Consider the following 12814-nt stretch of genomic DNA (forward strand, 5'->3'; position numbering starts at 1 on the left):
ACAAGGAAGGTGATGACATTGATTGGCCAGCGTATTAAACAATACCGAAAAGAAAAAGGCTACTCACTATCAGAACTAGCTGAAAAAGCTGGGGTAGCGAAGTCTTATTTAAGCTCAATAGAACGAAATTTACAGACGAACCCCTCCATTCAATTTCTCGAAAAAGTCTCCGCTGTTCTGGACGTCTCGGTTCATACTTTACTTGATGAAAAACATGAAACCGAATACGATGGTCAATTAGATAGTGAATGGGAGAAATTAGTTCGCGATGCAATGACATCCGGGGTATCAAAAAAACAATTTCGTGAATTTTTAGATTATCAAAAATGGAGAAAAGCGCAAAAAGAGGAGTAGTGCCGCCATATGTGCACAACTCCTCTTTTAACTGTCCGACTTTCGGATTAGTTTTTATCCTCACTGTGAGCCTTTTCATTTTCCTTGACGTAACCGTCTTTATCCGTATGATCTTTCGTAATGGTCAAACCGTTCCATTGCGTTGCTTCAAAAGAGAATTGAAGAGAAATCGCATTGCCTTGGAACTTGTTTTGCACACTTAATCCGTCCGCAGTTTTAGCGGTGTCATTTTTAAATTTGATTTCCATTCTCACCTGATCATAATCAGCGGGCGTTTTCGGAACTCCGTCGTACTCAGGAGCTGTTTTGCCGTTAATGGTTGCTACATTGACTTTTCCGCTCTCACTCAAGAATTTCGGATCAATGTGCTTGCTGATCGCTTCGGCAGCTGCTTTATCCTGTTTTGTTGACATTAAGTATAAGTCTTTCAGGCTGGCCGCCTTCAAAATGATATTTTTAGGATAGCCGTTGCCCCCTTCTTTACCGACTGTCAGAACCGTAATTTCAAACTGGCTGAGGAAATCCTCCGCAGATTCATTTCCTTTCTTTGCTCCTTTAAAGTCAGTAAAATTCAAAGCCATCAGCACTTCTTTAATGGCAAGTGAACCGTTGTTTCTGAATTCGAAATCTTTCGTCAATTTATCACCTGGTTTTAAGTTTGACAAATTGACATTGGCTGATTGTTCTTTAGCCGATAAATCAAGTGTTCCTGATGCAAATGTAGCGTCTGTCGACTTCACATCATTAAATGCGGCCCATGTGCCTCCTCCTACTAATGCTAAACCGAGTGCGGCTGAGGCAATGCCCAAGCTTAATTTCTTTTTCATACCCATGTTTGTACTCTCCCCTTACTTTTTAGTTTTGTTATCAAATCCTGTCGCCAGGTTGCAACCGTATTCATGTAGAGATGGTTCCCTTTTTCGCATGTTCTTCCAGCGCTTTCGTTTTCCGCTCAATATCGCGGAGGGCGCTGACAATGACTGTTATGGAGTAAATCAAAAGCATGACGCCGGGAACGATTAACAGAATCGCCGTTCCGATCGGCTGGCTGGCCAAATGGATGACATATCCGGCATACGGGAGCTGATATCCCGTATACTGGGCAGCCACTTTTTCAGCTTGAACGGGTGCGGCATCCGGGACGGCATTATGATCCCCTTTTGTCTCAAACAGCAGGTTCCCGTCCTTTTTTGTGATCCCGATTATTCTGTGTGTGACGGCTGTTCCGTCATTTTGCGTAAAGGTGATCACATCCCCTTTTTCTAAGTCATTCACGTCAGAAATTTTCTTTACCGCTATGAGCGAACCCGTCTTAAATTCCGGGTCCATTGAACCAGACAGCACGGATTTCAGCGTGTAGCCGAAGATGGCCGGCTCACCCCCGGAAGCCCGGGTCGAAATCACCGTTAACGTCAGCACAATAATCAAGCTGAAGATGACGGCATACAAAATATTACTGATCAGTTTCAGCGTTTTTTTCATGTTCTTCCCCGCTTTCTTTTACCGGCTCTGCCGGCTCTTTCTCCGTTTTATTTAGATCGGAAACGGTCGCCTGTTCCCGGCATTTGACGAGTTTCATCGGTTTTGACCACTCAAATTTTTCTTCGTCCGCCGGATACCCTTCAGGCTTGTAAACCTTGAATGCGTATATGCCCGGCTTCAAAGACCGCTTTGACTCAATTTTATAAATCGTTTTGCTTTTTTTATCAGTAATAAGCCCTTTATCCACAACATTGCCGTTTCGTAAAGGCTGCTGCTGAAAAGCGATTTTATGGAGCTCCCATTTCCAGTCAGAAACAGTCCGCTCTTTTCCCTTATTCTCCAGCTCGGCATAGAGCTGAAGCGGCGCACACACGGTGCCTGACGTATCAGTTTGATTTGTTATATGTAAATCACTTTGATCCCAGCGTTCGTCATAACGGCAATCGTCATCCGTATATTGAAAATCTCCGCACGTTTGAACCGGGAGACTGAAGCTTTTCACATCATTGAAGGAGGAACTTGTATCACCTGTGAACTGAGCACATATCGTCACTGACAGGCAAAAAATGAACGAAAGCCGTAAAAATAGCATCTTCCGCCATCTCACCTTGCCCTTTTTTTCCATTCGCAACAATCGGAACATGCCTTACCCCCTGTAAAACTGTTAATAAATATGACAAACGTTCTCTTTAAAGAACTGTATGAACAAAGTATAATCAAGGATTATCGTCTTGAAAAATGTCAAAATCGGTCAAATTGTTCGTTTTTAAGAATGGTATCTTTCAAAAACATCGTTTTGCTTCAAATTACACACCTTTTTGGAATTTTTTCTAATAAAACGTGAGAAAATAACGAGGTGCTTAGAACAAAATGGAAAGTATATACAGCGAAAGGACGAAGAATGATGATCAAACAAAGTCTGATTTGCCTTTCTCTTCTTGTTTTCGGGGTTTCAGGAACAGCTCATGCGGAAACGGTGCCTTATTATGCTGTTCACCATCAATCAAAATGGGAAAAGTTAGCAGAAAAAGAAGCTAAAAAAAGATATCCGCTCGCCCAAACGTTATTTATTCAAAAGGTGTGGGATCGGAAAAGAACGGACGAAGCAGTCAAGCAATACCACTTGACATTGCGGGATGGCGCAAAAGAATTTGGCGTGTTTGTTACGATTTCTTTTAATCCCTACAGCCAAAAGGTAAATAAAATTGCCGTCATTGAGGAATACCAATAAGGCCCTCCTGTATCAGGAGGACCTTTCGTGTGATTCAACTTTATTTTTTCCGCTGCATCCACAGCTTAAAACTGTACGGCAATATTCCGAACCAGTGCTGAGAAGCCGGTACTTTCTTTTCTTTCCGCACTTCTTTTCGCTCTTTCCGTTCCTGTTTCGGCGTATCGAAATATTTAACGAATTGCTCAGTCATATATTTTACATAATCATTTGTTTTCACGGCTCTCACCTCATAGTGCTGTCTTTACTATGAAGTGTTGTCCCGCCGCCTCTTTTTTATACTTCCGTCCATTGAATCAGCTGTTTCTTCTTCTGATCGAACAAAAGGTGAGCCTCCCGTCTCGTACCTGTCGTGGTTTCCGTCTGAATTGTAACCTGAACCGTTTCCCGGCGATCACTCCCGGAGATGTGAAAAGAAACGGTGCCATACGGAAAACGCTGTGTACCAGTTCGGGCCTTTTTTCCCTGTGCCATATGGCGGCTTGACAGCAGCGCGCCGTTTTGGAGCAGGTTCTCTCCGATCCAGTACTCCCCTGCCTCTTTTGCAAATGTTTTTCGGGTGATGAAATCAGATGAAGTATAGCTGATGACAAGTAAAACTGCGGCAGAAACAAACAGAACCGCGGGATATATAAAACCGTCAGATTTGGACATTTAATCACCTTTCAAAGAGCTGTAAACCGGAATGACCGCCTGATTCTTTTTACCTGCAACGCTTGAGATCTCTAATAAGATCAGGCCGTTTTTCACATCAGCCGTTAATGATGCCGCGTTTTGCAGGATCGGCACGTGGCCTTTTCCGTTTACTCTTTTCCTTATCATCTTATGATAAATTTCAAAACTCACTTCTTCGCCTCCTGTTTTCCGGCATGCTAACGCCCGTCCGCCGTCCGCCGGCTTCACAGTCTCAGCCTGTTTACATTCGTTCATGATCTGCTGAACGGCAATTTGATGCTCCCGGCTGTCTAATCCGCCGTTATCGGCCCGGTTTGATAAAAACAGATGTAAAATCGGGCCCAGGGTTCCTGATAGGAAAAGACAGACTGCTAAGGAGAACAAAACATTAAGAAGCGTAAAGCCAGTCTGTTTTGAGAATACTGAGGCACATTTCTTTTTCACCGCGGTCAGCCGCACACACTTTGTAATACTCACCATCCTCCTTCCACTTCACACCGGGAGACGGCGGCTTTTTTCCGGTCATCATATAAGTGCTGATATGTTTCTGAAGAAGCTGGTACGCTTCCTGGCGATCTTCTATTTTCAGACCATCTGTCAGCATGTCCGTCCAGACCGGAATGATAGACGTCATAAGGAACAGCCAAATGGCCATTGCTGATAGTGTTTCAATAGTAGAGAACCCCTTATTTCCGTTTAGCATGGACATTTCCGCTCCCTAAGTAAACTGTTATCTCATAGGTGAACCCGGCGCTCTTCAATTGAATCTTTCCTCCCGAATTCGGATGGCCTTTTTCGTTAAATTCAAGGCTCTCCGGTAAAGTTACAAGTGTAATATGAAGCGAATCAAAAGAACGCTCGACAATCCTTCCGCCTGACTGCAGTTTGTATTTATGCTCTTTTGGAAGAAAAGTGATTTTTGTTCTTTTATGTTCTGCGATAGCCGTTTCCTGAGCAAGCTGAATATCTTTTTGGAGCTGTTCTGTTTTTTGCCGCACGGCAAGGTGGGTGCAGACCGGCGGAACCGTCGTGAACAAAACCGTCAGCAGGACGGACGCCAGGCTTAACACAATCAGGCTTTCAAGAAGGGTAAACCCATTTTCTGTCCGCCTGTTATTGTTCAACTGTAACTTCTCCGCCACTAATTAAGATCTGTTTACCATTCGGGCAGGCTGTATTCTTTTTGATATACCCCTCTGATTGTAAATCGTTCATATCCGGCATTTTACCTTCATGATCGATTTCGTACGCCGTCACTTGGGCTTTCACCATATTCTGCAGTCCTTCACAGCCTTTATGCTGAATGCTTTGATTATGTTTTGTAACGTTAGGAATGGTGATTAAAAGCAGAATGGAAACGATAAATAAAACGATCAGCATTTCAATTAAAGTAAATCCATCTTGATTTTTCAGACGAAGCACTCCCTTACATTTGGTTCATCATCTGGTACATCGGCATCAGCATTGACATGTAGACAATTAAAATCATACCGGCCACAACACCGTAAATGACAGGCTGGAGAATGCCGGTATACTTCGCCGCGTTTTGTTCAAGACGCTCCATCATAAACTGGCTGTACGTATAAAGTTCGCGGTGAAGCAGGCCGTTTGCCTGTCCGTGGCTGACTGCAGCCGCAAGATCTTTTTCATAACACGGATGCCCGGAAAGAGCGGATTCTATGGTTTCTCCGGCTTTCAGACGTGTAATGAGCATCTCTGCTTCTTCACGATAAAAAGGCAGAAAAGATTGTTCTTTAAAAGCTGTTAAGCTGTCATAGATAGAAAGGCCGGATTTCAGAAGACTGCTGAGCTGTAAAGAGAAAAAGTAGCTGTTAAAAAGAACGGCCGCTTTTCCTAATAGTGGTATTTTCACAACAATCAGCATTTTATCTTGCGGGGATTTTTTCTTACATAAGAACCAAACGTACAAAAACAAGCAGAAAGCGGCGGACAGCGCCAGTGCGCAGGCTTCATGAAAATGCCGAAAAAACGCAAAGATGAAAGCAGTCGCACCGGATGTATTCATATTCATTGATTGATAAATCCCAGAAAACTGCGGAATAATTAAACTTTGCAGGATATAAAACATGACACAGACGGAAGATATTAAAAACATCGGATACCGGAGCATTTTTTTGATTTGATTCGTCTGTATGAGCTTTCTCTGTAACAAGTCGCCGCTTTGTTTCATCGCTCCCGGCAATTCCCCGTGTTTCTCAGCGAAATAGCAGATAGAGACGGCTTCTTTGTGAAAAGACAGTGCCTCAAGCACTTGGTAAAACGCATCACCTTCCCTCAGCCGGCGGATTCCGTCCGTCAGCTCTGCAAGCTGACGTTTATGCAGCTGGAGTTTCAGCAGTCTTAGCCCTTCAATCAGACTGTATCCTTTTTCCGTCATTTCACCGAGCCTTTTCAAAAAAGCCGCTTGATCCTTCAACGGCCAGGTTCGTTTAATCCGCTTCATGATACACCCACCGATCGTAATTGTCGGTCGTGACATAGCCGAGCGCGATTCCTTTTCTGATCAGCCTGCGGAGCGTCTGATATTGAAAATTGGCGTGCTCTCCCTTTGCTTCCTGAAAGCATTGGGTGAGGTTTTTCCCGTAGAGCAGTTCATAAATGCCCGCACGGCGTGTCTGCCTGTACATCCGGCAGTACACGGAACAGTTTTCCTCTTTGCAGAACGGACATGTTAAATCAACCAGACGCTGAGCGGCAATAGCAATGACGGTTTGTTCAATTTCTGTCATGTTCACGCCAAACTCCAGCAGCCTGTATATGGCGCCCTTAGCATCTCTTGTATGCAGGCTTGAAAGAACGAGGTGTCCCGTCATGGCCGCGCGGACTGCGATTTCAGCCGTCTCGGCATCCCTGATTTCCCCTAAGATGATCATATCGGGATCATGTCTTAAAATCGCTTTTAAACCGGCGGAATATGTGACTCCGGCTTTTTCATTCACCTGAACTTGCAACACATCCTCATCTCTTGTTTCTACGGGGTCTTCAAGCGTGACAATACGCCGGTTGAAATGCCTTTTTGCATAGTTGACAAGCGAGTAAAGAGTGGTCGTTTTTCCAGATCCGGTGGGGCCGGTAAACAGAAGCAGGCCGTGCGAATGCTTCAGAAAGGACAATAATGCGGCGCCCGCCCCCCGAAATAAGGACAATTTATCCAGAGGGGGAATCTGCCGCTTAGGCAAAAGCCTGATGACAAGACTTTCATCATTCATTGTCGGCAAGGTTGACATTCTCAAATGAACGGTTTCCGTCGGAAGCGGCAAAGACAATGACCCGTTTTGCGGCTTCCGTCTTTCTCCTATATCCATGGCCGATAAAAACTTGAAATGAGAAATAAGCCTTACGCATTCCTCTTTTTTTAAGACTCTTTTTTTCACAAGAGCATGGCCGATGCGAAAATGAATGAAAGCATCCTTTTCTCTCGGTACAATGTGTATATCTGAAGCCCTTGCCGTATATGCCTCGTTTATGATGTTCCTGCTGTATGTTTCAATATTTTTCACAAGACTTCCCTCCTTCCGCACGTATTGTAAATCAGATACACAAAATCCGGCAAAGGAGAGATTATGCGTTTTACACTGTGTAAAACGTAAAAAAATAAAAAATAAGCCCCCTGACTTTGATTTACCGAATGAAATCGGGAACCATTCGGCCATTTTCAGCCAGCCATCAAAAAAAGCAGGCGTTTGCCTGCTCTTCTTAGCGTTTCTTTTCTTTCCGCAAATATTTTTTTTGATGCTCCCTCAAAATGTCCCCTGTCCAGCCTTTCTGCCGCAGATAAATATAAATCAGCAGGGTTGATACAATAATGAGCACGATGGAACAAATATACGCATATTTCCAATGAAGCTCCGGCATGTTATCAAAGTTCATCCCCCAGAGAGCTCCAAGCGCCGTCATCGGTGTAAAGAGAGTTGTAAAGATCGTCAAGGCTTTCACAATTTCATTTCCTCTTTGGGAGGTAATGACTTCCTCGGCGTGCAGCAGATTGCTCAATTCCTGATCAAACTCATTGATATATGTAATTCCTCTTTCCATCTTTTGATGAGCTCTGAGGTAATCTTTCTGCCTGTCATTTTTCGGGAGAAAAGCTTCTTTTAAAGCCATTTCCACTTTTTTAGCCCCCAGTGTAAGGCCTTTCCAAATGAACAGCTCATGGCGCAGTTTATGCACATTTTCCAAGATTCCTTTGCTGTTGTCATCATGAATCTGCCATTTCAGCGTCCGCTGCTTGACTTCAAATTCATCCAGTCCGATCAGATATGAATTCATCAGCTCTCCCAGCAGAACAAAAAAGCCTTCAATCGGATTTTCACAGGTTTGAATCTGCTGTGTGGCATGCTTTTCTTTTACACCGCGCAGCAGCGAAAAATCAAAATTAATTGTAAAAAAGAATTCTCTCGTAATATAAAAGTGAAATACGGTATGGTTTTTTTCATCATCTAATCCTTGATGATAGATTAAAGAACCGAAAACCGCTTCATTATTCTGATCATTTGTATCTGAGCGCAGAAAGTTTATATGATTTTCATGTTCAAACCACTTTTCGCATTGCGGCCAGTGATTGTGATGGATCATTTTTTTCGCTTCCGTTTTTTCATGCGGACCGAGCTGGTACCACAGCCAGTCCGCTCCCGAATGTACCTTCATCTCTTGTCATCCTCCAGTATCGCTTTCTTGTTTTATTACCGTAAATGAAGCAGGCTAAACCAGGTTCGATGTTTGAGCAGCTTTCTACAGTGGTATTATTCCGAAAAAAGGGAGGTGCAAGCCTTCCTTCGCGGAAGGCGTTACATTGTATATCGTCAAACTATCTGCCATCGTACTATTTATTTTATTAACGGCGTGTTTTGTCGCCATAGAGTTTTCAATCGTTAAAGCAAGGCGCTCCCGCATTAATCAGCTCATTGAGGAAGATGTAAAAGGAGCAAAAGCAGCCAAGCATGTCATTACACACCTCGATGAATATTTATCGGCGTGCCAATTGGGCATCACCGTCACCGCTTTGGGAATCGGCTGGCTGGGTGAACCGACAGTCAAAGCAATGCTTCAGCCGTTATTTTTAAAGACCGGAGTTCACGAAGCGGTTGCCCAAGTACTGTCATTGATCATCGCCTTTCTGCTGGTTACATATGTGAATGTCGTTATCGGCGAACTCGCCCCGAAAAGTTTTGCTATCCAAAAAGCCGAGCGGATTACACTTTTGTCTGCCAGACCGATGATTTTGTTTTATAAGTTAATGTTTCCGTTCATCTGGCTGCTCAATCATTCCGCCCGCCTGATTACAGCCATGTTCGGCTTGAAGCCTGCTTCCGAACATGAAATGGCTTATACGGAAGAGGAATTGCGGGTGCTCCTTGCCGAAAGCTATCGAAGCGGCATGATCAAAAAAAGCGAGCTCCATTACGTAAATAACATTTTTACATTTGATAAGCGCACTGCCAAAGAAATTATGGTGCCCCGGAATGAAATGGTGAGCCTGCCGTTAGACAGCGGATCGGGACATATGCTCCGGGACATTATTAAAACAAATAAATATACCCGGTATCCCGTAGTAAAAGAAGATAAAGATCATGTAGTCGGCATCATCAATATAAAAGAAGTTTTATTCAGATTCCTGTCAGAAGGAGCGGCGTTTACAAAACACGAACTCAGCCCTTACATCCAGCCGGCGATCCATGTGATTGAGACGATTCCGATTTATCAATTATTCGTTAAAATGCAACGGGAACACGCCCATATGGCCATTCTCATTGATGAGTACGGCGGAACCGCGGGATTAGTAACGGCGGAAGATATCATTGAAGAGATCGTCGGCGAAATCCGCGACGAATTTGATACGGACGAAACACCTTCCGTTCAAAAGCTTGGGAAGAACCGCTATCTCCTGAACGCCAAATTGCTGATCAGTGACGCCAATGATGTACTCGGAACAGAGATTACGGCTGATCAAGTCGATACACTCGGGGGCTGGTTTCTTACTCAGCATATTGACGCGAAGCCCGGGAGCACCATTGATTTTGAAGGCTACACATTTACGGTAAAAGAAATCGACAGCCATCATATCATTACGATTGAAGCTGACAAAGCTGAATAGCTGAGGGAGAAATCCCTCCCGGCCATTCAGCTTTTTATCATCTTAATGATTCTTTTACGATAAATCCGTTTTTTTCCAGCGCTTTCGCCAGACTCTGCTCCGTTTTCACCTGAGAAAAATCGATGCCGAGCTTCACGACGGTCTGCGCGATTTCCGGCCTGATGCCTGAGATTGTCGTTTCTATGCCAATAAGTTTTGTGCTGTCAATCACTTTAAAAATCTGATAAGCGACCATCGTATCCACAATCGGCACACCTGATATATCTAAAAATAAATAAGAAAGACGGAGTGAAGAACATTGATCAAGCACCGATTCCAAAATCATTTTTGCCCGGTAGGTGTCAATTTCGCCGACGAGCGGCAAAATTCCAATACCGTCGGCAATCGGCATAATCGGCGCGCTTAGTTCGTTAATCATTTCTTTTTGGGCGTTTAATTGTGTAACCGTCACTTTATAATATTCCTCTGTAAATACTTCAATCATATGGTCAATTGCTTTGTTCAGCTTCTCTCCCCAATGGAATACCGCATTCGCCCCAGGCTTCTCAGACATCGTTTCACAGCATGTCTGTATGCGGTTCCAGACCAATCTCCGGAATTCTTTAAAGCTCGTGACGCTTTCATAGACCGGTACTTCATGGACGGCCCGGTCCCTTGCGAACTGAAGCGCCCATTTTGTCAGCTCCTCTTCCCCGCCGTCTTTTTCCGATAGAATGCCGGCAACGATTTCAATTAACAGACGGTGCTGCATTTCCGCTTTCTGATCATCTGAAGGCCGCCCCGATTTTGGTATGAGCAGCCATTGGCGTGTGATTTCACCTGATTCTTCAATTAAGGTTCGAGATAATGTTTCATTCAAATGTTTCACAGGTCTCCTCCATTCAAATTCCTTTGTATGTATAAATCGGCGCCTGACGCACATACTGTAATTACATCCGATGGGCTATAGCCAAGCGGTAAGGCAATGGACTTTGACTCCGTGATCGTTGGTTCGAATCCAGCTAGCCCAGTCCCGCAACCGCAAAAAACGAAGATTAGCTGATAAATTTGATCAGCGGATCTTCGTTTTTCTCTTATGATACAGATTGATGTACCGTTTTTTTCTTCGTCAGCTTCATCAGTTCTCCTGGATTGTATCCGATAACGAGCTTATTGCGATCGATCAGAATCGGACGCCGCAGCAGTTTCGGCTTCTCAGTCAAAAGCTTCAGCACTTCATTTACAGTCATTTCTTCAATGTTCAGGTTGAGGTTTTTAAATATTTGGCTTCTCGTCGCCAATATTTCATCAATTCCTTCGGTCGTTAATGATAAGATCTGCTTCAATTCATCAATTGTCGGTGTCTCCCTGAATAGATGGCGCTCTTGAAAGTCAACATTGTGGGCTTTTAACCAATGTTTCGTTTTTCGGCATGATGTGCAGCTCGGGTATGAATAAAAAATAAGTTCTTTCATTTTTAAAAATTCCTCCCTCGGATAATCCGTCTCTTTGTTAACATAAGTACCCTGAACTTTTTTTCATTAAACATATTTCAAAAAGATTTTTCGGATCTTTTTCAGAGAGCGGCATAAGATATAAAACACAGGGAAAGACATAAATTCCACAATAAATATAATCATGAAAATGTTTACATTTTGAGTGCCGATCTATTATAATAAACTTCAGATAGATTCTCGGGAGGGGATAAGGAATGAATCGCATGTTCCGGGTGTTAGGATTTTGGACGGGGATATTTGCAGTCATGTTTTTTTTAGGGGGCATGAAAGACGCTTCTCTTTTGTTTTTTGGACAGACGATCTTTTTCGTATTTCTTTCTTATTTGAATCTGACTGAGCGGATGTATATTTATATTTTCGGAGCTTACTTAACCGTATTTTTCGCCGGATTTACATATTACTCTATTTTTATTATGACACCGGGCGGCGGAACCCACTGACCGAAAAAGACAGACCATTATGGTCTGTCTTTTTTCATTTACAGTGAAAAACCATTGATAAACGGGTTTCGCTCCTGCTCTGTCTGGATATCCGTTTCCGGCCCGTGCCCGCTTAATACAAGTGTATGTCCGGGAAGCGTGAGCAGTTTTTGATGAATGGAATCAAGCAATACGTCCTGACTTCCGCCGTGTAAATCAGTTCGGCCGATGCCTCCCTGAAAAAGCACATCACCTGAAATCACCAGATCCGCATCCTTCACATAATAAGAAACGCTTCCCGGTGAATGTCCCGGCGTAAACAATGTCTCCAAATGGAAAGGTCCGATGTCCAATATGCCGTCGCCTTCAATCAGCCGTTCGGCGGGCCGTGCCGTTACGGCGATGCCCCGCAATATGCCTGATCCGTTTAAGGAAGAGTCCTCCAGCCACTTTTCTTCATTTTTGTGAAGATATACGGGAACATCCCATCTGTCTCTTACTTCATCAAGCGCGCCGATATGGTCAAAATGAGCGTGCGTCAGTAAGATGGCGAGCGGCTTCAGATTGTTTTCTTTTATGTAATTGTTGATTTTGTCCGCTTCCCCGCCCGGATCAAAAATAAGACAGGACTGATCCTCACTGACAAGAAAATACGCGTTTGCCTGAATCGGACCGGCCGGCATTCGTCTCCATTTCACTTTCATCACCTCTTTATGTATATGCCCTTATTATGAAGGTTTTCTGCGGAAGATTCAATGAATGCGTCCGGGAAAACGCTATCGACAAACAAAATGAAAACGGTTAAAATGAAATGGAAAGATTTTCAGGTTCCAATGACAAAGGAGGAGCATGATGTTACTTGTTGTAATCTTCGGCCTTGTCGCATTATTAGCTGTATTAGGAGTCCTGCGGGCTGTCAGACAGAGAAATATCCTGGGATTTTTGTTAGCCGCCGCCACGCTGGGCGTGTTTGGCTGGTTTACCGTAATGACCGTTGTAACCAGCGGCTATCCGACTGCACATTAAAAGCCTGTATCCAATG

20 protein-coding genes and 1 tRNA gene are annotated in these 12814 nt (G+C 43.8%); 6 read left to right on the forward strand and 15 right to left on the reverse strand.

Features of this window, described 5'->3' with window-relative positions; genetic code table 11:
• Positions 1-18: 18 nt before the first annotated feature.
• A complete protein-coding gene (gene sinR / locus G4O42_RS11615; RefSeq protein WP_003153104.1) occupies positions 19-354 on the forward strand; it encodes a transcriptional regulator SinR in 336 nt (111 codons plus the stop codon).
• 47 nt (positions 355-401) lie between these two features.
• On the opposite strand, the gene tasA is transcribed toward sinR, so the two are convergent.
• From tasA to tapA, 3 genes are all read right to left on the reverse strand, one after another.
• Entirely contained in the window at positions 402-1187 is a 786-nt protein-coding gene (gene tasA, locus G4O42_RS11620; RefSeq protein WP_032874027.1) for a biofilm matrix protein TasA, read from the reverse strand.
• A gap of 64 nt (positions 1188-1251) precedes the next feature.
• Positions 1252-1836 (reverse strand): signal peptidase I SipW, encoded by a 585-nt coding sequence (sipW, locus tag G4O42_RS11625; RefSeq protein ID WP_032874025.1) that lies wholly within the window; start codon positions 1834-1836, stop codon positions 1252-1254.
• On the reverse strand, positions 1808-2479 hold the full coding sequence (tapA, locus tag G4O42_RS11630; protein ID WP_032874023.1) for an amyloid fiber anchoring/assembly protein TapA: 672 nt from the start codon (positions 2477-2479) through the stop codon (positions 1808-1810). The genes sipW and tapA overlap by 29 nt, the downstream gene beginning before the upstream one ends.
• A gap of 258 nt (positions 2480-2737) precedes the next feature.
• On the opposite strand from tapA, the gene G4O42_RS11635 reads away from it, so the two are divergent.
• A complete protein-coding gene (locus G4O42_RS11635) occupies positions 2738-3067 on the forward strand; it encodes a DUF3889 domain-containing protein (protein ID WP_032874021.1) in 330 nt (109 codons plus the stop codon).
• A gap of 40 nt (positions 3068-3107) precedes the next feature.
• On the opposite strand, the gene G4O42_RS11640 is transcribed toward G4O42_RS11635, so the two are convergent.
• From G4O42_RS11640 to G4O42_RS11680, 9 genes are all read right to left on the reverse strand, one after another.
• Complete coding sequence (locus G4O42_RS11640) at positions 3108-3287, reverse strand: YqzE family protein (RefSeq protein ID WP_022552966.1); 180 nt, start codon at positions 3285-3287, stop codon at positions 3108-3110.
• Positions 3288-3343: 56 nt separating this feature from the next.
• A complete protein-coding gene (gene comGG, locus G4O42_RS11645; protein WP_032874019.1) occupies positions 3344-3721 on the reverse strand; it encodes a competence type IV pilus minor pilin ComGG in 378 nt (125 codons plus the stop codon).
• Positions 3722-4186, reverse strand: a complete 465-nt coding sequence (gene comGF, locus G4O42_RS11650) for a competence type IV pilus minor pilin ComGF (RefSeq protein ID WP_223813077.1) — start codon at positions 4184-4186, stop codon at positions 3722-3724. It lies immediately after the preceding gene.
• Positions 4131-4445 carry a competence type IV pilus minor pilin ComGE gene (gene comGE / locus G4O42_RS11655; protein ID WP_032874016.1) on the reverse strand — a complete coding sequence of 105 codons (315 nt, stop codon included), beginning with the start codon at positions 4443-4445 and terminating at the stop codon, positions 4131-4133. Before comGE ends, comGF begins: the two co-directional genes overlap by 56 nt.
• Positions 4429-4866, reverse strand: a complete 438-nt coding sequence (comGD, locus tag G4O42_RS11660; RefSeq protein WP_007612572.1) for a competence type IV pilus minor pilin ComGD — start codon at positions 4864-4866, stop codon at positions 4429-4431. The genes comGE and comGD overlap by 17 nt, the downstream gene beginning before the upstream one ends.
• Positions 4856-5164 carry a competence type IV pilus major pilin ComGC gene (gene comGC, locus G4O42_RS11665; RefSeq protein WP_003153087.1) on the reverse strand — a complete coding sequence of 103 codons (309 nt, stop codon included), beginning with the start codon at positions 5162-5164 and terminating at the stop codon, positions 4856-4858. The genes comGD and comGC overlap by 11 nt, the downstream gene beginning before the upstream one ends.
• 4 nt (positions 5165-5168) lie before the next feature.
• Positions 5169-6206 carry a competence type IV pilus assembly protein ComGB gene (gene comGB, locus G4O42_RS11670; RefSeq protein ID WP_032874014.1) on the reverse strand — a complete coding sequence of 346 codons (1038 nt, stop codon included), beginning with the start codon at positions 6204-6206 and terminating at the stop codon, positions 5169-5171.
• Positions 6193-7263 (reverse strand): competence type IV pilus ATPase ComGA, encoded by a 1071-nt coding sequence (comGA, locus tag G4O42_RS11675; protein ID WP_003153083.1) that lies wholly within the window; start codon positions 7261-7263, stop codon positions 6193-6195. Before comGA ends, comGB begins: the two co-directional genes overlap by 14 nt.
• A 196-nt stretch (positions 7264-7459) precedes the next feature.
• Positions 7460-8410 carry a magnesium transporter CorA family protein gene (locus tag G4O42_RS11680; protein WP_032874012.1) on the reverse strand — a complete coding sequence of 317 codons (951 nt, stop codon included), beginning with the start codon at positions 8408-8410 and terminating at the stop codon, positions 7460-7462.
• 145 nt (positions 8411-8555) lie between these two features.
• Between G4O42_RS11680 and G4O42_RS11685 the strand changes: the two genes are divergently transcribed.
• Entirely contained in the window at positions 8556-9857 is a 1302-nt protein-coding gene (locus tag G4O42_RS11685; RefSeq protein WP_032874010.1) for a hemolysin family protein, read from the forward strand.
• Positions 9858-9894: 37 nt separating this feature from the next.
• On the opposite strand, the gene G4O42_RS11690 is transcribed toward G4O42_RS11685, so the two are convergent.
• The gene (locus G4O42_RS11690) at positions 9895-10725 is read right to left on the reverse strand and encodes an STAS domain-containing protein (protein WP_032874008.1); all 831 of its coding nucleotides are present in this window, start codon (positions 10723-10725) and stop codon (positions 9895-9897) included.
• 71 nt (positions 10726-10796) lie between these two features.
• Here G4O42_RS11690 and G4O42_RS11695 point away from each other — a divergent pair.
• Positions 10797-10867, forward strand: a tRNA-Gln gene (locus G4O42_RS11695).
• Positions 10868-10930: 63 nt separating this feature from the next.
• On the opposite strand, the gene G4O42_RS11700 is transcribed toward G4O42_RS11695, so the two are convergent.
• Positions 10931-11311: a Spx/MgsR family RNA polymerase-binding regulatory protein gene (locus G4O42_RS11700; protein ID WP_032874006.1), complete on the reverse strand. Its 381-nt coding sequence runs from the start codon at positions 11309-11311 to the stop codon at positions 10931-10933.
• A gap of 236 nt (positions 11312-11547) precedes the next feature.
• Between G4O42_RS11700 and G4O42_RS11705 the strand changes: the two genes are divergently transcribed.
• Complete coding sequence (locus tag G4O42_RS11705; RefSeq protein WP_003153078.1) at positions 11548-11793, forward strand: DUF2626 domain-containing protein; 246 nt, start codon at positions 11548-11550, stop codon at positions 11791-11793.
• 38 nt (positions 11794-11831) lie between these two features.
• Here the strand turns inward: G4O42_RS11705 and G4O42_RS11710 are convergent, their stop codons facing one another.
• Positions 11832-12470: an MBL fold metallo-hydrolase gene (locus G4O42_RS11710; RefSeq protein WP_003153077.1), complete on the reverse strand. Its 639-nt coding sequence runs from the start codon at positions 12468-12470 to the stop codon at positions 11832-11834.
• 154 nt (positions 12471-12624) lie between these two features.
• On the opposite strand from G4O42_RS11710, the gene G4O42_RS11715 reads away from it, so the two are divergent.
• Positions 12625-12798: a DUF2759 domain-containing protein gene (locus G4O42_RS11715; protein WP_003153076.1), complete on the forward strand. Its 174-nt coding sequence runs from the start codon at positions 12625-12627 to the stop codon at positions 12796-12798.
• Positions 12799-12814: the final 16 nt, after the last annotated feature.

Source organism: Bacillus sp. LUNF1, from assembly GCF_011008975.1.
GTDB classification, from domain to species: Bacteria; Bacillota; Bacilli; order Bacillales; family Bacillaceae; genus Bacillus; species Bacillus velezensis.